Genomic DNA, 19,991 nt, shown 5'->3' with positions numbered 1-19,991 from the left:
GCGGACGACAAAAGAAGGGGGAAACCTGCAATGGGATACACACCGAAAATCATTGCCGCCGCCATCCGTGCCGAACTCTGGCGCCCGGGGCAGGCCGCTGTCCTGCTGGGCGCGTTGTGCGCCGCCGCCCTGCCGGCCCAGGCCCAGGATGTGCCGCGTGCCGGGAACGGCCTGCCGATCGAGGAAATCGTGGTCACCGGCAACAACGTCTACCGCGACCGCACCGACGACATCAACCCGACCCTGGCCTACGGCCTGGATTTCTTCCAGCGCTTTGAACCGCAGACCGTGGGGGAAATGCTCAAGCGCACCCCGGGCGTGGTGTTCACCTCCGACGTGCTGGAGTACGACGCGGTGCAGTTGCGCGGCCTGGACGCCGCCTACACCGAGGTGCTGATCAACGGGCGGCCGATTCCCGGCCAGGGCGCGGACCGCACCTTCTTCGTCGACCGTATTCCCTCAGAACTGGTGGAGCGCATCGAGATTATTCGCTCGCCCTCCGCGGACATGAGCTCCCAGGGCGTGGCCGGTTCCCTCAATATCATCCTCAAGGACGGCGCCCAGCTGGAGGGCATCAGCACCCGCCTGGGCACCACCTACTACGCCGACGACGAGCGCTTCCGCGGCACCGGCTCGGTGGCCATCGCCGATGCCGGCGAGGGCTACGACTACTGGCTGGGCCTGAATGTCCAGGAGCGCCGCAACCCCAAGCAAAAGCTCGAGAAATACTTCGACGACGGCGTGCTGGAGGGCTTCGCCTTCGAGGACGACACCCGCGACGGCACCGATTCGTCCTTGAACGGCTCGGTGGGCTTTGACGTGCCCGGTGGCAACCTGCGCCTCAACGGCTACTACGTCTACACCGACCGCAGCGAAGAGGAGTTCGTGCGCGAGTACGAGGGCGAGGCGGTCGATGTGAACAACAGCGACCTGGTGGCCATCGCGCGCCAGAAAGAGGATATCGACCAGACCAGCTGGGGCCTGGACGGCCTCTACACCCTGGGTCTGGGCAGTGGAGAGCTGGCGCTGTCCGCGGCGATCTCCCACTTCGACGAGGACACGGTGAACGTGGAGTCCGAGGAGGCCTTCGAGGACGGCATCTCCCAGGGCGTGGAGGTCGATAACGAGAATCTCGATATCGAGGACGACAACTATGCCGCGGAGGTGAGTTATACCCTGCCGCTGGGGGCGACCGAGCTGAAAGCCGGCCTGGCCTACAGCCTGAACGAGCGCGAGGGCATGCAGGCGGGCTTTTTCGACGTCGAGGCGGACATCGAGGAAACCCGCTGGGCGCCCTACGCCAAGCTGACCGTGCCCGTGGGCAAGCTATCCATCGAGGGCGGGTTGCGCTACGACATCTACGAGCGCGATGTGAACAACGAAGATGGCGACGCCTCCCAGGATGGCGACGAGCTGCTGCCCTCCCTCAGCCTGCGCTGGGACCTCACCGAAGCCACCCGGCTCACCGCCTCCGTGGCCCGCACCTTGCGCCGTCCTGAGTTCGACCTGGTGGCGCCCTTCGAGGAGGACGAGACCCCGGACGACGAGGACCTGACCGTGGGCAACCCGGAGCTCGACTCCGAGACCGCCCTGGGCTATGACTTCGGCATCGAGCACCGCATCGGCCGCGCGGGCATTATTGGTGTCAATGTCTTCTACCGCGATATCGAGGACGTGATTGAGCTCACCGACACTGGCGTGCCCTTCCCGGACGGGGGCGGCAGTATCTTTACGCCGATGAATATCGGTGACGGTACGGCGCGGGGCATTGAGCTGGATATTTCCACCCCGCTGGACTTTATCGGCCTCGATAACACCGGACTCTACGCCAACTACGCCTATCTCGACTCCGAGATCGAGGACCCCTTCACCGGGGAGGAGCGTACTTTCCGCAACCAGCCGGACTACGTATACAACATCAGCCTGACCCAGGACCTCCCCGGATTCGGTGGCGCGGGCATTTCCTACCAGAAGCGCGACGACTCGCTGGAAACGGAGTTCCAGGAGTACGTGGTCACCGAATACGACGGCAACCTGGAGTTGTTCGTGGAGTGGAATGTCACCGAGAACTCGGTGCTGCGCCTGAGTGGTACCAACCTGCTGGACCAGGAAAAAGTCGAATACATCCGCGATTACGGCGAACCGGTGAACGAGATCCAGATCGAGGAATCCACGCCGACCTCCACCCTCACCTGGCGTTCGGCGTTCTAGCACGCGCGCCACTACCCGCTACCCCCTTGGCCCGGTACCGCTAGCGCGGTGCCGGGCCTTTTTTTGGGCGCCCCGGTGGCAGCGCCGGTGCCGCCCCCGCATAATGCATGTCAATAAGACAGGGGAGGGGACAGATGCGCAGCTTTTTGCCGTGGGCGGGTGGTATCGCCGCGCTGGTGATTCTGGGGGGAATGGCCGCCGGCTGGTGGTACCTGTCTTCCGATGTGTCCGAGCCCGAGGGGCTGCCCGGTGAACACGTGGCGGGCATGTTGCAACACGGCGGGCTCGACCGCCGCTGGCTGGCCTATGTGCCGGCGACCCTTAAATCGCGGGCACCATTGCTGCTCCTGTTGCACGGTTCTCGCGGGGACGGCAATGACATGCGCTTGGCGACCTTCTACGGCTTTGAGGTACTGGCCGAGCGGGAAGGGGCGCTGGTTGTGTACCCGGACGGTGTGGAGCGCCACTGGAACGACTGCCGGGCCAGCGCCAGCTATGCCGCCAATACCCGCAATATCGATGATGTTGGTTTCCTGCGGGCGCTTATCGCGCGGATGGGGGAGCACTACGGGATCGATCCCCGACGGGTGTATGTGGCGGGCATATCCAACGGCGGACACATGGCCTATCGCATGGGCCTGGAGGCGCCGGACGCGGTGGCCGGCATCGCCGCCTACGTGGCCAACCTGCCGGCGCGCGATAACCTGGGCTGCGAACCCCGGCACCAGGCCCTGCCGGTGCTCATCGTCAACGGCACCGAGGACCCGATCAACCCCTACGATGGCGGGGTGGTGGAGCTGTTTGGCGACACCAGCCGCGGCGCGGTGCGCTCGGCGCGGGAGACCGCCGCTTACTGGGCCGACCTCGCCCGCTACAGCAGCGAGGGCCAGCACAGTGACTGGGAAGATCGCGCGACCGACGACGGTACGCGGGTGAGTACCTTGCAGTGGGTTGGCCCCGACCGACCGCCGGTGGCGCTGGTGAGCGTGGTGGGCGGCGGTCACACTGTGCCCGACCCGGTGTTCCGCCTGCCCCGCCTGCTGGGCCGCACCAGTCACGAACTGGATATCGCGGCGCTCACCTGGGCGTTTTTCAGCGAGGGCGCAGTGCAGCAACCCCCGCTGTAAGGGTCACTGCTTGATGACTTCGCCGCCCTTCATCACGAAGTCCACGTCCAGCAGCTGCTCGATATCCTCCAGCGGCGAGCCGTCCAGGGCGATGAGGTCGGCGTGCTTGCCGGGCTCCAGGGTGCCCAGGCTGTCGCCCATGTCGATCAGGTCCGCGGCGCTGACCGTGGCGGCCACCAGGATGTCCATGTTGTTCATGCCCGCCTGTTTCATCAACACCGCCTCCTGCGCGTTGGTGCCGTGGGCGGACACGCCGCTGTCAGTGCCGTAGGCGATTTTGACTCCGGCCCGGTACGCGCGGCCGAAGTTGGCCTGCATGTCCTCGCCGACGCGGATGGCTTTTTCGGCCACGGCGGGGCTCATAAAGTCGCTGCTGGTCGCCATCTCCCTCACGGTGTGGCCCGCCAGCAGGGTGGGCACCAGGTAGGCGCCGGTGGACTTGAACAGTTTGATCGCCTTGGGGCCGGTGTAGGTGCCGTGCTCGATGCTGTCCACCCCGGCCTCCAGGGCGGCGACAATGCCGTCTTCCTGGTGGGCGTGGCTGGCGACCTTGCGGCCCATGCGCTGGGCTGCCAATACCACCTCCTTCAGTTCGTCCATCTCCATCTGTTGGCCGGTGCCGGTATCGCGGTCGGTCAGCACGCCGCCGGTGGAGGTGATCTTGATCAGGTCGGCGCCGTACTTGATGGCGTCCCGGGCGGCCCGGCGGCAGTCGTAGGGTCCGTCGCAAATAGTGCGGTCGGTGTAGAACTCCAGCAATTCGTGCTTCATGCCGGACACGTCCGCGTGGCCGCCGGTGATGCCGACGGAGCCGACGGCGATGATGCGCGGCCCGGTGATCCAGCCGCGATCAATGCTGTCGCGCAGGGCGTACATCGCCTGGGTATTGGAGCCCACGTCGCGCACCGTGGTAAAGCCCGCCTCCAGCGTGCGCATGGCGAACATCAGCGAGCGCATCTGCACCAGTTCGTCGGAGAACTTCAGGGTTTCACGGTCATCATCCGGCCCCAGCTCCCCCTGCAGGTGGACGTGCATGTCCATCAACCCGGGCATGACGAAGCGGTCCTTGAGGTCGATCAGGCGCGCCTGGTCGCCGAATTCACCGCTACCGCGGTAGCCGTCGAGCACCTGGCTCACCCGGCCGTCCTCGATCACCAGGGTTTGCTCGCGTTTGGGCTTGTCGCCAGGTACCGCCAGCAGGGTGCCGGCGTGGACCACCAACGTGTCGGCAAGCGCGCCGTGCGCGCTCAGGGTGCCCAGTACCAGTGCGGCGGCAGTATGGCGGGCAAACCGCAGCGCCCGGTGGAAGCTGAAAGAGTCTTGTTGCATGGCTGGTCTCCGGAAATAAACTTCCGCAGACTATAAAGTGCTGTGTGGCTTGTCAAAGGCGTGGTTAATCGCGCTGACGGGTCAGCGGCACAAAGGCCACCGGCAGGACCTCGCGTCGCTGCAGCGTGCCGTCGTCACGCTTTTCCACCAGTACCAACTGCTGGAAGCCGTGCACCGGCCCCAGGGGAATCACCAGCTTGCCGCCGGTCTTGAGTTGCTCCACTAGCGGCGGCGGGATTTCCTCCGGCGCGGCGGTCACGATGATACCGTCAAAGGGCGCGTGCTGCGGCCAGCCGGCGTAGCCGTCGCCAGTGCGCACGGTGATATTGTCGTAGCCCAGCGACGCAATGGCGGCACGGGCGCGCGCCGCCAGTTCGGGAATGATCTCCACCGTGTACACCTGTTTCACCAGCTGCGCCAATACCGCCGCCTGGTAACCGGAGCCGGTGCCAACCTCCAGCACCACATCTCCCGGCTGCGGGTCCAGCAGGTCGGTCATTAACGCCACGATCAGCGGCTGTGAAATGGTCTGCCCCTGGCCGATGGGCAGGGGACGGTTGAGGTTGGCCATCGGCTTTTGCCCGGCTGGCACAAAAGCTTCCCGGGGCACGGCCGCCATCGCGGCCATCGTCGTCTCGCGTAATTCCTCGCGCCCGGTATAGTCGGCGGACTCCCTCACCGACCGGCGGATTTCCTCAAGCATTTGCGTTCGCTCCCGCGCGGCGTCCGCGGCCCCGTCGGCGGAAACCGCGGTCAGGGCGGCTATCAGTACGGCGCCGCGCAATCGCCGCCAGTACAGGATACGGTACATAGATTGAGTGTAGTTGATTGGCAAGGGGCTGCATGTGAGGAGGGCGGGGCCGCGCCAAGACTGTCGGCCAGGTCTAAGTGGTACATTGCCGGTACCTTGGCGATCTGTGCCCGCGCGCGGCGCGCGATTGCCTACCTTCGGCCAGTACACGTATATTACCCGTAGATTGACGCGGCACTGTCCGGCGGATCAGAGGGCAGCCAACTCCCTGGCAGCCGGCATATGCGAGGTGGAATCGATCAATGAGCGTGGAACGGGCATTTAACTTTCGCCCTGTCAGCGAGAACGTCGCCACCTCGGGCCTGTTGAATGAGGAACAGCTGTCGGCGCTGGGCGCGAGCGGGTACGAGGCCGTCATCAACCTCCTGCCCCATGACAGCCAGTACGCCATCCCGGGAGAAGAGGCGATTGTCGCCGGCCAGGGAATCGACTATTTCTATATTCCCGTGGACTTTGCGCATCCGGTGGCGGAGGACTACGCGGCGTTTGTACGGGCCATGGGGGCTTGCCGGGGCAAAAGGTTGTTGATTCACTGCGCGGCAAACTACCGGGTGTCGGCATTCTATGCGATCTATGCCTGGGAGCACCTGGGGTGGTCCGCGACGCGGGCCCGGGAGCACATCGCTTCTATCTGGCAGCTGGAGGATAACCCGCCGTGGGAGTCGTTTATCGCGACGTACATTCCCGGTGGCGGTTAATCCCTGTATCGTGGGAATGTGTTGGCAAGGCCGAGAGTTGTCGCTGTGACCTACGAGCAGTTTAACGCCTATTGCGGCTCCCTGCCGGCGACCACCCACGTCGTTCAGTGGGGTAACTCCCATGTGTGGAAGGTCGGCGGCAAGGTCTTCGCGATCGGTGGTTGGAGCAAGCTGCAGAAGCCGGCCTTTACCTTCAAGGCCTCCGAGCTCAACTACGAGATACTGAAGGACGAACCGGGCTACCGCCCGGCGCCCTACCTGGCGGCTCGCGGCATGAAATGGATCCAGCAGTACGACACAACGGCCGGTGGCGACGAGCAACTCAATTACTACCTGCGGGAGTCCCACCGCATCGTCTCGCTGGGCCTGAGCAAGAAGCGGCAGCGCGAGCTCGGCCTCAATCGGGCCTAGCCCGCCCGCTACGGGCGGGGGGCGATGACAGGAGCAGGGCATTTTGAATATCGGTATTTACATCTATGAGAACGCGGAGGTGCTGGACTTTTCCGGGCCTTTCGAGGTTTTCGCCACCGCCAACCGGCTGCCCGGTGGGGAGGGGCGCTTCCGGGTCTTCCTGGTTGCCGAAACACCCGCGGCGGTCTGCGCGCGCGGTGGCTACAGCGTCAATCCGCACTTCGACCTTGCCGGCCATCCGCCGATCGATGTCCTGATCGTCGCCGGCGGCGTCCACACGGGGGAACTCGGCAAGGCCGCGGTTATCGACTGGATCTCGCGGGTGGCGGACAGCGCGTCGATTGTCGCCTCGGTGTGCACCGGCGCCTTCCTGCTTGCCGAGGCGGGACTCTTGCGCGGTCGCAAGGCGACCACCCACTGGGAGGATATCGCCGATTTGCGCGGGGCCTATCCCGAGGTGCGGGTGGTGGAGGGCCGGCGCTGGGTGGACGAGGGGGCTGTTGTCAGTTCGGGCGGTATCTCCGCGGGCATCGACATGAGCCTGCACCTGGTGGCGCGGTTGTCCACCCCGGATCTCGCCCGCGCAACCGCCAGACAGATGGAGTTCGACTGGCGCACCAACGCCACGGTGGATAGTGATTGATCGCCCATAGCGGGCCATACAGAACAAGGAGCACGGCATGGCGGGGCAATACCCCCAGAAAATCAGGCAATTACCCCTTTACGACGGGCGTTTCGACGCCTACAAACTGGAGGCGGACGGCGCCGATGTGTTGTTCGCCTCCTACCCGGCGGGCACCAAAATTCCTCCCCATTCCCACGACACCGACAACCACGGGGTCATCACCCGTGGCGAGCTGATCCTGACCATCGCCGGCAATACCGAACGCTACGGGCCCGGGCAGTGGTATCACGTGCCCGCCAATGTCGAGCACGCGGCCGAGTTCGAGGTGGCCACCGACGAGATCGAGTTCTGGTTCAAGGCCGGTTCGTAGGCGGTGTCGGATTGTTCGCGCCTGGCGTCTTGCTTTCACGCCTCGGCGCGATACCGGTATGATCCCGGTGGTTTTTTGCACTTGCGAGATCGACAAATGAAGAGCTGGTTGTTCCTGGGAATTGCTATCGTGGCCGAGGTGATCGCGACCTCGTCGCTGAAGGCAAGCGATGGTTTTACCCGTCTGGCGCCAAGCCTGGTGGTGCTGGTGGGCTATGCCGCGGCGTTCTACTTCCTCTCGCTGACCCTGAAGGAAATCCCGGTGGGTATTGCCTACGCGGTTTGGGCGGGGTTGGGCATCGTGCTGATTGCGGCGATTGGCTGGCTGGTGCTGGGACAGCGCCTGGACCTGCCCGCCGTGATCGGCATGGCACTGATCGTCGCCGGGGTGGGGGTGATCAACCTGTTTTCCCGGGCCGGCGCCCATTGAGGCTTCGCCGGTGGCCGGGCGGGGCGCAAGTCCCCGCGGCCGGGCTGGCGGTCTTTGGAAGGGGCCCATAAGATACTCGCTCCCAAATTCATGAACTCGCCCGATCCCGGGCGGACGGAGGTAGGCAGGTGGTTGATCGGCGCATTTCCAGTGGCTCCGAATTCGAGGCCCGGATCGGTTATTCGCGGGCCGTGGTGGACGGGGACTATGTGTTCGTCTCCGGCACCACGGGCTATAACTACGGTAATATGAGTATCAGCGAGAGCGTGGTGGAGCAGGCGGAGCAGTGCTTCGTGAATATCCGCCAGGCCCTGGAGGAGGCGGGCAGCGCCATCGAGCAGATTGTGCGCATTACCTACATTCTACCGGATCGCAATGACTTCGAGCCCTGTTGGCCGGTGCTGGCGCGGTGGCTGGGAGAGGTCCGGCCCGCGGCGACGATGTTCCAGGCCGGCTTGCTCGACGAGCAAATGAAAATCGAGATCCAGGTTACCGCCCGCCTCGGCCGCTAGCCGGAGGCGGGGTAAATGGACAGGGCTTCCAAGGCGGCGTTGCTATCGGCGCTGGTGTTTCCCGGCGCGGGCCAGTTTTACCTGCGGCGCTATGGGCGCGGGGTGCTGCTGGCGACTGGCGCGGCAATCGCGCTGGTTGTTGTGGTGATGCGTGCGCTGCGGGTGGTGCAAACACTGGTCGAGCGTCTGCAGGGCGGGCAACTGCCGCCGGACATGACTAGCTTGACCCTCCAGGTCATGGCCGAGATGCAGGCGGATGGCGGTGGCATGCGCCTGGCGTCGCTGGTCCTGCTCGTGCTGTGGGTAGCTGGCATCCTGGACGCCCATCGCGTCCAGGGCGATTGACCACTCCCCAGCTAGGGCCATACTGTATACCGCGTAGCCACAAGGAGGAGGAAGCATTGTGAAAGCCCATTGCCTGTGCGGCGCCGTCGAGATCGAGGCGCAACCCACATCCAGTCATGTCGATGCCTGCCACTGCCGCATGTGCCGTCGCTGGGGCGGCGGCCCCTACCTCGCGGTGCAGTGTGACACCGGCATCCAGATCCAGGGGGAGTCCCACGTGGCCCGCTACGCATCGTCCGATTGGGCCGAGCGCGCGTTTTGCCGCCAGTGTGGCACCCACCTGTTCTACCATCTCAAGGCGCCGAGTCAGTATGTATTGCCGGTAGGCCTGTTCGAGGACCAGGAGCGCTGGGAGATGACCGAGCAGATCTTCATCGATCGCAAGCCGGGCTACTACACCTTCGCCAACGAAACCGAGAATCTCACCGAGGCCGAGGTGTTCGCCAAGTTCTCCGGAGCTGGCTGACACGGCGCTGGCGGGCCGGGAGGGCGGTTTTTCCCGGCGCGACGCCGCCGGAGAGGCCTGGCCATGGATTCCCCGACGGGCTTTCGCCTGGCCGCCGACGCCCTGTTGCTGCTGCATGCACTGTTTGTCGCCTTCGTGGTGCTGACAGTGCCGCTGGTATTGGCCGGCCGCTGGCGGCGCTGGGCGTGGGTGCGCAACCCCTGGCTGCGCCTGGCCCATCTGCTGGCCATCGCCGTGGTGGTCGCCCAGGCCTGGTTCGGTGTGGTCTGTCCGCTCACCACCTGGGAGATGGCGCTGCGCGCACGGGCGGGGGAGGCAGTGTACGCCGGGGCTTTCATGGCCCACTGGCTGGGCGTGTTACTGTACTATCGCGCCCCGGCCTGGGTGTTCACCGCGGTGTATACCGTCTTCGCCCTGCTGGTGGCCGCCACCTGGCTGTGGGTGCCGCCGCGCCCCCTGCGGGGGCGGGCCATTGCCAATGAAAAGGAGAACGCCAATGGTCGCTGATACCGCCGCGAATGCGTTGATGGTGCGCGAGGCCAGCGAGGCCGATGCGGCCGCGGTGAGCGCGATCTACAACCACTATATCGAGCACACCGTGGTGACTTTCGAGGAGACCCCGTTGCCGGCGGCGGCGTTGGCTGCGCGCATCGCCGAAACGCGCGCCGCGGCCTTGCCGTGGCTGGTGGCAGTGCGGGGCGGGGAGGTGCTCGGCTATGCCTACGCCGGCAAGTGGAAAGGGCGCTGCGCCTTTCGCTACACGGTGGAGGTGACGGTGTACCTGGCGCCGGGGTGCACCGGGCGAGGGATCGGCAAGCGACTCTATGGCGTGCTATTCAGGGAGTTGGCCGTCCGCGGTTACCACTGCGCCATCGGCGGCATCGCCCTGCCCAATGCCGCCAGCGTGGCGCTGCACGAGCATTTCGGCATGGAGAAAGTGGCGCATTTTCGCGAGGTGGGCTACAAGTTCGAGCGTTGGATCGATGTGGGTTACTGGCAGGGCATGCTTGCGGCGCACGCCGTGTGACGCGCGGCCGGCCCTCGATGGGAGGAAGGCAATGCACAGGAGCAAACTGGCGGGCTTCATCATCGATTGCAAGGGCGATAGTCCCGACAGGGCGGCGGCGTTCTGGAGCGCGGCCCTGGGAATGCCGCGGCACGACCTTCCCGGCGAGGAGGGGGAGAAGTACGTGCAATTGCAGGATCCGAATACCGACCTGCACATCGAGGTGCAGGCGGTGGACCACGACAGCCGGGTTCACCTGGATATTGAAACCGACGATATCGACGCCGAAGTGGCCCGGTTGCGGGCACTGGGCGCCGAGGTGGTCGGCCGGGTTGCGTGATGCGCGCGCCCACCGGGCAGAAATTCTGCGTGGTGCGGGCGGCATCGCCGCGTTTCGCGCAGGAGGCCAGGGCATGGGAGTGAGCTTCGGCGAGGGTTGCCCGGGACTTCTGCCCGCGGTGCAGGGCCTCGTTGACCTACGCCCGGGATGATGAGCCGGGCAGTATCGACATCGCCCTGGTGGCCCTGGACGATGCCGGCGGCCTGGCACCGCAACGTCACATCTGGGTGAAGGGCAAGCCGGGTTGGGTTTCGCCGAGCGACGGCTTGTCACAATACTTGCGATCATCGACCGGGGAAGGCGCCGCATGAGTGAACACTGGCCGGTCGCCACCATCGCGCGTTCCCTGCGCCCGATGGCCCGGTAGGCCCGCTGTCGCGGGGGCTTTTCGCGGACCCGTGATGTATGGATAATGCGGCGCCTTCCGCCGCCGCGCCACTTTGCGTTCTGCGGTTGGCACCCCTATAGTCAGCATACGCGCGGCGGCCTTGTTCCGGCCGGCCGCGGGCACGGCGTATGGCCCACAGGATATTCAGGCAGGTTTATGAAAATTGGCATCCTTTCCAGGAACCGGAATCTCTACTCCACCCGCCGACTGGTCGAGGAGGCCGAGGCGAGGGAACATGATGTGCGCGTGGTCGACGTGCTCAAGTGCTACATGAACATCACCGCCAACGAGCCCACCGTGCACTACCAGCGCTCGGCCAAGGTGGTGGAGCCGCTGTATTTCGACGCGGTGATTCCCCGCATCGGCGCCAGTATCACGTTTTACGGCTGCGCTGTGCTGCGCCAGTTCGAGGTGGGTCAAACCTATTCCATCAATGAGTCTATCGCCATCACCCGCTCGCGGGACAAGTTGCGCGCCCACCAGCTGCTGGCGCGGCGCGGCATCGGTCAGCCGGTCACTGCCTATGCCCACTCGGCGAGGGCCACCGACCAGTTGATCGAGTCTGTGGGCGGCGCGCCGCTGATCCTCAAGCTGACCAGCAGCACCCACGGCAACGGGGTTCTGTTGGCGGAAACCAAAAAGGCCGCCGAGGCCCTGATCAACGCCTTCCGGGGAATCGGTTCCGACTTTTTGGTGCAGGAATTCATCAAGGAAGCCGGCGGTTCCGATATCCGCTGCTTCGTGGTGGGGGAGAGAGTGATCGCGGCCATGCAGCGCAAGGCGGTCAAGGGCGAATACCGCTCCAACCTGCACCGCGGCGGCACCGCCGAGGTGATCAAGCTGCACCCGGAAGAGCGCCGCCTGGCGGTGCGCGCCGCCAAGGTAATGGGCCTGGACCTGGCCGGGGTGGATATCCTGCGCTCCGCCCACGGCCCGCTGGTGATCGAGGTGAATTCCTCTCCTGGCCTGGAGGGCATCGAGAGTGCCACCGGCATCAATGTGGCGGGCAAGATCATCGAGTACATCGAGAAGGATTCCCAGGCGGGGCCCAATAAACCCAAGGGCCGGGGCTGAGGGCGCGGAACGCCGTCGCTCGTGGCCTACCTCCAGGATCCCCGGGTTTTCTACGCGATTGAGCGTACCTACCTGGCCTGGGTGCGCACCCAGCTCTCCATCCTGGCCCTGGCCTTCCTGATCAAGAAATTCGGTATCGAGGACGCCCTGTCCAGCGACTCCCGGCGGTTGGCGGAGTGGGCGCTGGTGGCAATGTGCGCGCTGGTGGTGCTGGTGTCGGTGGTGTCCTTTTGGCAGTGCCGGAAATCGGTGGCCCGCCTGGGAGAGGCGGAAATCCCGTCACCCTCGGCGGTGCGCGTGCTCTACAGTACCGGCCTGGTGGCCATCGGCCTCAATGTCTTGATCAGCGTGCTGGTTGCCCTTGTCTGAGGCGGCGCCTACCCAGGGCGCGGCGCGGGCCACCTGGGAGGTGTTCTGGCGCTTTCTACTGCTGGGCTGCGTGAGTTTTGGCGGTCCGGCGGCCCATATCGGTTACTTTCGCCGGGTCTTTGTCGAGCGTCTGGGGTGGCTCGAGGACGCCCATTTCGCCCGCCTGCTGGCCCTGTGCCAGTTCTTGCCGGGGCCGGGCTCCAGTCAGCTCGGCTTTGCCATCGGCCGCCACCGGGCGGGGCCGGCGGGGGCCGTGGCGGCGTTCCTGGGCTTCAGCCTGCCCTCCTTCGGGTTGATGTACGGCCTGGCGGTGGGTGGTTTCGCCGGCGCCGGGGGACGTGTGGACGGCGTGATCCACGGGCTCAAGTTGCTGGCGGTGGTGGTGGTCGCCGACGCCTGCTGGCAGATGTACCGCAGCTATTGCCGGCAGCGGTTCGCCGCCGGCATCGCCTTGATCGCCGCGGTCTTCCTGTTGGCGGTCCCTGGCGCCTGGAGTCAGTATGCGGTGTTGGTGCTGGCGGCCATCGCCGGCGCGCTGCTGTTGCGCTCGCTCGCGCCAGCCGCCGCCGGGGATGGCGGTCGGCCGGACTGGTGGCCCCTGGGCCTGTTTGCGCTGCTGTTCCTGCTGCTGCCACAGCTGGTGGCCCACTCGCCCTGGTTGGATCTGCTGAACGACTTTTACCAGGCGGGTAGCCTGGTGTTTGGCGGCGGCCACGTGGTACTGCCGCTATTGCAGGAATCCCTGGGCGCCAGCCTGCCCCGGGATACCTTCCTGCTCGGTTATGCCACGGCCCAGGCCGTGCCCGGTCCCATGTTTTCCCTGTCGGCCTTCCTGGGCGCGGAATTGGCGCCGCAGGCCCCGGCGGTCGGCGCCCTGCTGGCGGTGACGGGCATCTTCCTGCCGGGCTTCCTGTTGGTACTGTCGCTGCAGGGGCACTGGGAGTACCTGGCGGCGAAACCCCGGATCGCCGGCGCCGTCGGTGGTATCAACGCGGCGGTGGTGGGGCTGCTGCTCAGCGCTCTGTACCAGCCGGTGTTCGTGACCGCGGTGGCCGATGCCGCCGATATGGCACTGGTGGTGCTGGGCGTGTTTGCCCTGGCGGTTGCGCGCCTGCCGGTCGCCTGGCTGGTGCTGGCCTTTGCGCTGGCGGGGGCGGTATTGGGCTAGGAGCGCGCGCGTGAATGCGGTTAGACTGCGGTAGTCGGGGAGCTACCCCGCGCCATATCGCTACAAACACGAGGAGTCAGCATGGCCAACGAGGGATACCACGAACCCATTGCGGAACTGAGCGACGCCACCCGCGACATGCATCGCGCCATCGTATCGCTGATGGAGGAGCTGGAGGCGGTGGACTGGTATAACCAGCGCGTGGATGCCTGCAAGGACGAGGAACTCAAGCGAATCCTGGAACACAATCGCGACGAGGAAAAAGAACACGCCGCGATGGTACTGGAATGGATCCGTCGCAAGGACCCGACTTTTGACGGGGAGTTAAAGGACTACCTGTTCACCGACAAACCCATCGCCCACAAATAGGAATCGCGGCACGCGGCCGTCGGTGGTGGATACGGGCTTGCTTGAAGGGGGCCTCAAGGGGGGTATGAAGGGGGCCTTGAAGGGGGCTTGGGGGCCGGAAGGCCCCCAGCTGGCGAATCACCGTGGCGGTGTTACCACTTGGAGACGTCCAGCAGCTTCCACTGGCCCTTGTCGTTGTTTTCTTCGGTGTAGCGGTATTTGACGGTGGCGCCGTGTGGGGCGTCCTCGATACCGGAATCCTTGGACTGCTTGAATTCCACCCGGTTGCGGCGGCCGATATTGCAGTTGGCGTCGCGGCTGGCTTCCTTGGCGGAGTGGAATGCCACGTAGACATCCCGGCCCGTCTGTTCGGCTTTGCGTTTGTCGACGGTACCTTCCAGGATGCAATCCTGGGTGACGTCGGCCCAGGCGCCCGCGGTGAACAGGGGCAGTACTACCAGGGCGAGTGACTTGGCGATTATTTTCATGTTGCACCTCCTATGATCGTCTCACGACGACATTTGTTGGCGTCTCCCGACGCAATTTTCACTGGACTGTCACGATTCTGTAACACGTCTTTGTTAAGTCGTGGAGCTATAGTACCCCCGCGCTTCGCCCCGAATCCATCGCTGAAATATAACTGTCACAATAATTTCATATTTGCGCGGGGCTGTTTTAGCTTGAGGTTTGCCGTCTAAAAAATCCATAAGAAACATGGGGTTATGATTTTGGTGGTGGCTTGGGTGCAGCGTGTTTGCCGCGAGTGTCATTGCCATTGGCGAATGTCATGTGTTTCCCAAGTCCGGGCGCTGGGCGATGCGTGGTACTACCCCGGTGTTAGAGTCCCTGGGCCGTTGTTTCCGCGGCGGGTATAAAGTGAACCACCGGGATCTCGCGTCGGGTGCTTTGTTCGTAGTCCCGGTAAGCGGGAACCCGCTGCTTGATCGCTGTCCAGTATCGGTCGCGCTCCTCGCCCTGAAGAAAGCGCGCGAGAACCCGCCGTGGCTTTCTGTCGATGTAGACCGTGGCCTCGGGGGTCGCCCGGAGATTTTTGGCCCAGTAGGGGTCTTCGGCGGAACCGCCCTTGGATCCGACGACAAAATACATGCCGTCAATCTCGAAACGGGGCAGGACCACGCCGCGGCGCCTACCGGATCGTCGACCGCGGGTCTCCAGGTAGAGCGCCGGGTTGGCGACGCTGCCGGTGGCGCGGGCGAAGACCCCGATGGTCAGTGACGTCCCCAGGTATTTGACCAGCAGTCGATCCAGGGCCAGGCCATGGCGGGACAGGACGAAGCGTTCAAGCGCGGACTGGATCATGGTTGGGCTCCATTGCCGGGCAGGCTCGGGCTAGAGTGGGTGGTGAGCTTCAAGATCGTCAATTTGCGATCTCAGGGCTGCGATCGCCGCGGACCGGTTTACTTGCCCGGCGACCACCCGTGCCGCTTCGCGGTTGAGGGCCGCGAGACTTTCCTCCACCACGTCTTCCGCATTCATCCACAGATGGTCCGGCACAGCGGGGGTTTCGTAGTGCATGAAGGCTTCGCGATTGTGGAGCTCGGTGCGGGTGAACCCGGGGATCAGGGATTGCACCTTGATGTTGGTTTCGACCAATTCAAGGGCGAGGCCGCAGGTGAAGTTATCCACAAAGGATTTGGTGCCGCCATAAACGGCGACGTCCCGATAGGGCGTAAACGTGACCATTGACGAGACATTGATAATGGTGCCGGAATCGCGCTCCCGCATCGCCGGTAGGGCCGCATGGGTCAACGCGGTCGTGGCCTGTATATGCACCCGTACCATTTCCATCTGTTCCGCCAAGGGCAGCGATCCAAAGTCGCCGATGAGGGTAAAGCCGGCGTTGTTCACGAGGTAGCTCAGCGGGCCTTCCGATTGGATAGCATCCACGACGGCGGCTATCCCGGCGTCGCTGGCCAGATCCACGGCGAGGGACCCGCTCGTCACACCTGCCCGGTGGAGCTCCTCGCCAAGGGCTTGCAGGCGTTCCTTCCTCCGCCCCACCAGTATCACGTGGTCACATAATTGGGCGAGGCGGATGGCGAACTGGCGGCCGATGCCAGCCGATGCCCCGGTGACCAGGGCTGTTTTTCTGTTTGTCATAGCCTGTGCATCCCGTGTTAGTGGCTTGGGAACGGGGCGTGCCGTGATTCACCGCCGAGTCCTTGGAGCGCGCGAGCCGGAGCCAGGCCGAAGCAATCCGCTTCAAAGTCGCCGTCTTTGTTGCTGCCGGCATCGGGAAAGCCGGGCACGGGGAGGATGCCGTCGAGCTCGCGTTGGATGGCCAGGGCTTCTCCCCGGGGCATGTAGAACTGTTTTACCCACTTGCGCAGGGCCCTGAAGCGGCCGTCGTGAGGGGTTTGAATGACCTGTACCGCGGGTTCTTTGTGCTTCCATATCTCGAAATCCGCGGAGAAGGTTGCCAGCGCTCCGGCCTGCTCCTGCCTGGCCGTTTCTATTTCCGCCGCCGTGGGGGTGGCTGTCTGCGCCACGGTCAGTACGCCGTGCCAGGCCTTGGTTAGCCCATCCTGGACCGGCGTATTGGCAATAAACTCGTAGCGCGTATTCGCCAAATATTGTTGTTTTGATAACAGAATGCCAGGGCCCGTATACCAGGTCACCGTCTTCAGGTCGGCCTGGTAGAAATCGATGAATCCGCCCTGGCGCTGTATCACCTGGGTACCGCGAAACTCGTTCTCGAGGTATTCGCAGGGGGAGCCGTGGGTCGGGCCCAGATGGTGCACATCCGCCATGTTGTCGAGAATTTCGATCTGGTGAATGGCGATTTCACCCAGATGGTCCAGTTCCCAGGGAATGGCGCCGGGGGTCTCCCACGCGGGCAGGTAGGGCGGCTCGTAGTCCGGCTCGCCGCCTTCGGGGTCGTGCCACATCAGGATACAGCCCATTAGCTCGCGTACGGGATAGGCGCCAATGGACAGGCGTTCGGGGCAGAAGCCTTTTTCATAGGGTATTTCCTCCAGTTTGCCATCGGCGCCGTATTTCCAGCCGTGATAGGGGCAGCGAATGGAGTCGCCTTCGACATTCGCCCCGGTTTTGGTGATATGGGCCGAGGTGCTCTTTGCCAGGTGGGCGCGCATGTGGCGGCAATAGGCGTCGAGCATGACCACCTGGCCAGAGCTGCCCCGGTACAGCACAAAATCCCGGCCAAAGAATGTCACTGCCACGGGGCTCGATTGCAGCTCGCCGGCTTCCGCCACGACGAACCAGCCCCGGGGGAAGGTGTGCGGGCCCAGGCCGTAGTCCGATGCTCCCGCTTTTATGGTGTGATTCATGGTAAAGGACCTTCATTGATGGACGACTGAGCGCAATATTATTTGTATACTGCAATAATTGTCAAATGCAAATAAACAGGGATGGGGCTACGCTATAATGGCGACCTCATTCTGAAGAAGCGCCCCCATGGATATCTCGCAGTCGATCACGTACCACATCACCAGGACGGGTAATATCCTGCGCCGGCTCGCCGCGAAGAAAATTCGCGATGCCGGGCTTGACGTCACCCCGGAGGAGTCGGTGTTCCTCAACCAGCTGTGGGACCGCGACGAACAGAGCCTGTCCGAGCTGGGTCGGTGGTCGGTGAAGGAGCCCTCCACCCTCACCCGGCAAATCGACGGGCTGGTCAAAAAGGGCTATGTGGTACGCGAGGTCAATCCGGTTGATCGCAGGAGTGTCTTTGTCAGGCTCACGCCCGCGGGCAAGGCGCTTAAAAAGCGGTTTGAGCATACCGGTATTCGCCAGCTGGACCGGGACCTCGCTCACGCCCTCGGCGGCAATCCCGAGAAGCTGTTGCGGGAGTTGCTGGATATCTGCCAAACCGCTGAACGGGAGCTGCGCGGCGAGTAGAGCCAGCCCACCTGCGGCGGCGTCAAGGGAAGCCGTACCGGCTTCCGGGGCGTTTCTGTTTGGCTCGGCGTCTCTGGTACTATCGGTGCCACAGCGGATCTTTAACTCCGCCCCGGCGGGCGTGCGTCCCCCCCGGGATCAATACACATCCAGGGTAATTACCCGAGGCAACGAGGTACCGTTTTGAAGAAAATCGTACAGATGGCGGTTCTGGCGGGGGCGACCACCCTGCTGGCAAGCGCCTGTTCCAAACAGGAAGCCAGTCCACCCCCGGCGGAGGCCCCCGCGGCGTCAGCCGTCGCGGAGCCCACTGCGCAACCATCGGAGGTTACCGCGGCATTCCGCGCGTTTCTGCAGGAAAACTACGCGGTGGACATGGCCCGGACCCCCTATACCGCCAGCTATCGCGGTATCAAGACCAACAACGACCAGTGGGACTCGGATTCCGAGGCTCACCAACAGGAAACACGCACCATTCTCGAGGCGCGGCTGCAACAGATGAGCCAGTTCGACCGCGCGGCGCTGTCCGAGGCGGACCAGCTGTCCTATGACATCTACAAGCTGGATCTGGAGCGCCAGATCGCCAGCGATGAGTTCCGCCACCACAAGTTCGTGATCCACCAGTTTCGCGGCCCCCATACCCAGGTGGCCAGCAACCTGATCAATATTCACAGCGTAGCGAATGTAAAGGAAGCCGAGGACTACATCGGCCGCCTGAACAATGTCGCTACCTGGTTCGACGAGGTGATCGAGCAACTGCGCATTCGCGGGGACAAGAACCTGCTGCTGGCGGACTGGCAGTACCCGCAGATGGTGCAATCTTCCCGGAACATTATCAGCGGCGTACCCTTCGATGATTCCGGCGAGGACTCCTCCATCTGGGCCGACTTCCAGGCCAAGGTGGGGGCCCTGGAAATCAGCGAGGCCGAGCGCGAGCGCCTGCTGGGTGCGGCGCGCACCGCGCTGGTGGACGTGGTCGAGCCCGCCTACGAGGCGCTGATCGCGGCACTGCAAGAGCAGGGCGCGAAGGCTTCCGGTGACGATGGCGTGTGGAAGTTCGACGGTGGCGATGCCTTCTACGCCGAACGTTTGCGCTGGTTCACCACCACCGATCTCAGCGCCGACGAGGTGCACGATATCGGCCTGAGCGAGGTCGCCCGCATCCACAAGGCGATGGAAGCGATCATGGCGGAGGTGGAGTTCGACGGCACCCTGGTCGACTTCTTCGAGTTCATGCGCAATGATCCGCAGTTCTACTACCCCAATACCGATGAAGGGCGCGCCGCCTACCTGGAGGAAGCGCGACGCGTCATCGAGGTGATGCGCGGGCGCCTGCCGGAACAGTTCGGCATCCTGCCCAAGGCGGAGCTGGTGGTGAAGCGGGTGGAACGCTTCCGTGAGCAGTCCGCGGGCAAGGCTTTCTACAACGGTCCGCCGCCGGACGGTTCGCGCCCGGGTATTTACTACGCCAACCTCTACAACATGATGGACATGCCCAAGTACCAGATGGAGGCGCTGGCCTACCACGAGGGCGTGCCGGGCCACCACATGCAGCGCGCGATCGCCGCTGAGTTGGAGGGCATCCCGGCGTTCCAGAAGTACGCCAGTTTCACCGCCTACACCGAGGGCTGGGGGCTATACACCGAGGAGCTGGGCAAGGACATGGGTTTCTACCAGGATCCCTATTCCGACTTCGGCCGCCTGGCAATGGAGCTGTGGCGCGCCTGCCGCCTGGTGGTGGATACCGGTATCCACAGCAAGCGCTGGACCCGCGAGCAGGCCATCGACTACCTGCTGGAGAACACGCCCAATTCCAAGGGCGACTCCACCAAGGCCATCGAGCGCTACATCGCGATGCCGGGGCAGGCGACCGCTTATCTGATCGGCAAGCTGAAGATCATGGAACTGCGCGAGAAGGCCCGCGAGTCCCTGGGCGATGACTTCGATATCCGCGCCTTCCACGACGAGGTACTCAAGGACGGCCCCGTGCCCCTGTCGTTGCTGGAAGCCAAGATCGATGAACTGATCGCCGGGACCCGCCCGGCCTGAACCCGCCGGCCGGCGCTTCCGCGCCGGCCGCTA

25 protein-coding genes and 1 pseudogene are annotated in these 19,991 nt (G+C 64.2%); 20 read left to right on the top strand and 6 right to left on the bottom strand.

Translation table 11 applies throughout. The features are described from left to right. Positions 1-30 precede the first annotated feature (30 nt). Positions 31-2,211, top strand: coding sequence for a TonB-dependent receptor plug domain-containing protein (locus tag JYP50_RS04105; RefSeq protein WP_206559206.1), 2,181 nt, complete (start codon positions 31-33; stop codon positions 2,209-2,211). A gap of 134 nt (positions 2,212-2,345) precedes the next feature. Further along, positions 2,346-3,338 (top strand): alpha/beta hydrolase family esterase, encoded by a 993-nt coding sequence (locus tag JYP50_RS04100; protein WP_206559205.1) that lies wholly within the window; start codon positions 2,346-2,348, stop codon positions 3,336-3,338. A 3-nt stretch (positions 3,339-3,341) separates the two neighbouring features. On the opposite strand, the gene JYP50_RS04095 is transcribed toward JYP50_RS04100, so the two are convergent. Further along, entirely contained in the window at positions 3,342-4,667 is a 1,326-nt protein-coding gene (locus JYP50_RS04095; protein WP_206559204.1) for a metal-dependent hydrolase family protein, read from the bottom strand. A 64-nt stretch (positions 4,668-4,731) separates the two neighbouring features. After that, positions 4,732-5,478 carry a protein-L-isoaspartate(D-aspartate) O-methyltransferase gene (locus tag JYP50_RS04090; protein ID WP_206559203.1) on the bottom strand — a complete coding sequence of 249 codons (747 nt, stop codon included), beginning with the start codon at positions 5,476-5,478 and terminating at the stop codon, positions 4,732-4,734. A gap of 242 nt (positions 5,479-5,720) precedes the next feature. Between JYP50_RS04090 and JYP50_RS04085 the strand changes: the two genes are divergently transcribed. The 16 genes and pseudogenes from JYP50_RS04085 to JYP50_RS04010 all read left to right on the top strand — a co-directional run bounded on the left by JYP50_RS04085 (position 5,721) and on the right by JYP50_RS04010 (position 14,048). Next, a complete protein-coding gene (locus JYP50_RS04085; RefSeq protein WP_206559202.1) occupies positions 5,721-6,176 on the top strand; it encodes a protein tyrosine phosphatase family protein in 456 nt (151 codons plus the stop codon). Positions 6,177-6,221: 45 nt separating this feature from the next. Further along, positions 6,222-6,587, top strand: a complete 366-nt coding sequence (locus tag JYP50_RS04080) for an MmcQ/YjbR family DNA-binding protein (protein ID WP_206559201.1) — start codon at positions 6,222-6,224, stop codon at positions 6,585-6,587. Positions 6,588-6,630: 43 nt separating this feature from the next. Further along, positions 6,631-7,230: a DJ-1/PfpI family protein gene (locus JYP50_RS04075; protein ID WP_206559200.1), complete on the top strand. Its 600-nt coding sequence runs from the start codon at positions 6,631-6,633 to the stop codon at positions 7,228-7,230. A gap of 37 nt (positions 7,231-7,267) precedes the next feature. Further along, on the top strand, positions 7,268-7,582 hold the full coding sequence (locus JYP50_RS04070) for a cupin domain-containing protein (RefSeq protein ID WP_206559199.1): 315 nt from the start codon (positions 7,268-7,270) through the stop codon (positions 7,580-7,582). 96 nt (positions 7,583-7,678) lie between these two features. Then, entirely contained in the window at positions 7,679-8,011 is a 333-nt protein-coding gene (locus JYP50_RS04065; protein ID WP_206559198.1) for an SMR family transporter, read from the top strand. Between the two features lie 128 nt (positions 8,012-8,139). Next, positions 8,140-8,523: a Rid family hydrolase gene (locus JYP50_RS04060; RefSeq protein ID WP_206559197.1), complete on the top strand. Its 384-nt coding sequence runs from the start codon at positions 8,140-8,142 to the stop codon at positions 8,521-8,523. Between the two features lie 15 nt (positions 8,524-8,538). Continuing rightward, a complete protein-coding gene (locus JYP50_RS04055) occupies positions 8,539-8,868 on the top strand; it encodes a hypothetical protein (protein WP_206559196.1) in 330 nt (109 codons plus the stop codon). 58 nt (positions 8,869-8,926) lie between these two features. Next, positions 8,927-9,334: a GFA family protein gene (locus JYP50_RS04050; protein WP_347136718.1), complete on the top strand. Its 408-nt coding sequence runs from the start codon at positions 8,927-8,929 to the stop codon at positions 9,332-9,334. Positions 9,335-9,397: 63 nt separating this feature from the next. Further along, a complete protein-coding gene (locus JYP50_RS04045; protein WP_206559195.1) occupies positions 9,398-9,841 on the top strand; it encodes a DUF2784 domain-containing protein in 444 nt (147 codons plus the stop codon). Beyond that, positions 9,831-10,361 (top strand): arsinothricin resistance N-acetyltransferase ArsN1 family B, encoded by a 531-nt coding sequence (locus tag JYP50_RS04040; RefSeq protein ID WP_241262816.1) that lies wholly within the window; start codon positions 9,831-9,833, stop codon positions 10,359-10,361. Before JYP50_RS04045 ends, JYP50_RS04040 begins: the two co-directional genes overlap by 11 nt. A gap of 31 nt (positions 10,362-10,392) precedes the next feature. Further along, complete coding sequence (locus JYP50_RS04035; protein WP_206559194.1) at positions 10,393-10,680, top strand: VOC family protein; 288 nt, start codon at positions 10,393-10,395, stop codon at positions 10,678-10,680. Between the two features lie 101 nt (positions 10,681-10,781). Then, positions 10,782-10,991 (top strand): annotated as a pseudogene (locus JYP50_RS04030) (GFA family protein); the annotation flags it as partial. Positions 10,992-11,224: 233 nt separating this feature from the next. Then, the gene (rimK, locus tag JYP50_RS04025) at positions 11,225-12,142 is read left to right on the top strand and encodes a 30S ribosomal protein S6--L-glutamate ligase (RefSeq protein ID WP_206559192.1); all 918 of its coding nucleotides are present in this window, start codon (positions 11,225-11,227) and stop codon (positions 12,140-12,142) included. 21 nt (positions 12,143-12,163) lie between these two features. Further along, on the top strand, positions 12,164-12,511 hold the full coding sequence (locus JYP50_RS04020; protein WP_206559191.1) for a DUF202 domain-containing protein: 348 nt from the start codon (positions 12,164-12,166) through the stop codon (positions 12,509-12,511). Then, complete coding sequence (chrA, locus tag JYP50_RS04015; protein ID WP_241262815.1) at positions 12,504-13,679, top strand: chromate efflux transporter; 1,176 nt, start codon at positions 12,504-12,506, stop codon at positions 13,677-13,679. Before JYP50_RS04020 ends, chrA begins: the two co-directional genes overlap by 8 nt. A gap of 81 nt (positions 13,680-13,760) precedes the next feature. Next, positions 13,761-14,048 carry an encapsulin-associated ferritin-like protein gene (locus tag JYP50_RS04010; RefSeq protein WP_206559190.1) on the top strand — a complete coding sequence of 96 codons (288 nt, stop codon included), beginning with the start codon at positions 13,761-13,763 and terminating at the stop codon, positions 14,046-14,048. Positions 14,049-14,179: 131 nt separating this feature from the next. Here the strand turns inward: JYP50_RS04010 and JYP50_RS04005 are convergent, their stop codons facing one another. From JYP50_RS04005 to JYP50_RS03990, 4 genes are all read right to left on the bottom strand, one after another. Beyond that, positions 14,180-14,515 (bottom strand): hypothetical protein, encoded by a 336-nt coding sequence (locus tag JYP50_RS04005; RefSeq protein WP_206559189.1) that lies wholly within the window; start codon positions 14,513-14,515, stop codon positions 14,180-14,182. Positions 14,516-14,864: 349 nt separating this feature from the next. After that, positions 14,865-15,347, bottom strand: a complete 483-nt coding sequence (locus JYP50_RS04000) for a nitroreductase/quinone reductase family protein (RefSeq protein WP_206559188.1) — start codon at positions 15,345-15,347, stop codon at positions 14,865-14,867. Positions 15,348-15,377: 30 nt separating this feature from the next. Then, the gene (locus JYP50_RS03995; protein ID WP_206559187.1) at positions 15,378-16,148 is read right to left on the bottom strand and encodes an SDR family NAD(P)-dependent oxidoreductase; all 771 of its coding nucleotides are present in this window, start codon (positions 16,146-16,148) and stop codon (positions 15,378-15,380) included. Between the two features lie 17 nt (positions 16,149-16,165). Further along, positions 16,166-17,338: a Rieske 2Fe-2S domain-containing protein gene (locus JYP50_RS03990; protein WP_206559186.1), complete on the bottom strand. Its 1,173-nt coding sequence runs from the start codon at positions 17,336-17,338 to the stop codon at positions 16,166-16,168. Positions 17,339-17,465: 127 nt separating this feature from the next. Here JYP50_RS03990 and JYP50_RS03985 point away from each other — a divergent pair, with 127 nt between their 5' ends. Continuing rightward, positions 17,466-17,909, top strand: coding sequence for a MarR family winged helix-turn-helix transcriptional regulator (locus tag JYP50_RS03985; RefSeq protein ID WP_206559185.1), 444 nt, complete (start codon positions 17,466-17,468; stop codon positions 17,907-17,909). 183 nt (positions 17,910-18,092) lie between these two features. Beyond that, positions 18,093-19,958: a DUF885 domain-containing protein gene (locus JYP50_RS03980; protein ID WP_241262814.1), complete on the top strand. Its 1,866-nt coding sequence runs from the start codon at positions 18,093-18,095 to the stop codon at positions 19,956-19,958. Positions 19,959-19,991 lie beyond the last annotated feature (33 nt).

Source organism: Parahaliea mediterranea (assembly GCF_017255185.1).
In the GTDB taxonomy this organism is placed as follows: Bacteria; Pseudomonadota; Gammaproteobacteria; order Pseudomonadales; family Halieaceae; genus JAFKCZ01.
The sequence above is the reverse complement of the archived record's forward strand: the minus strand, read 5'-3'. Positions and strand labels throughout refer to the sequence as shown.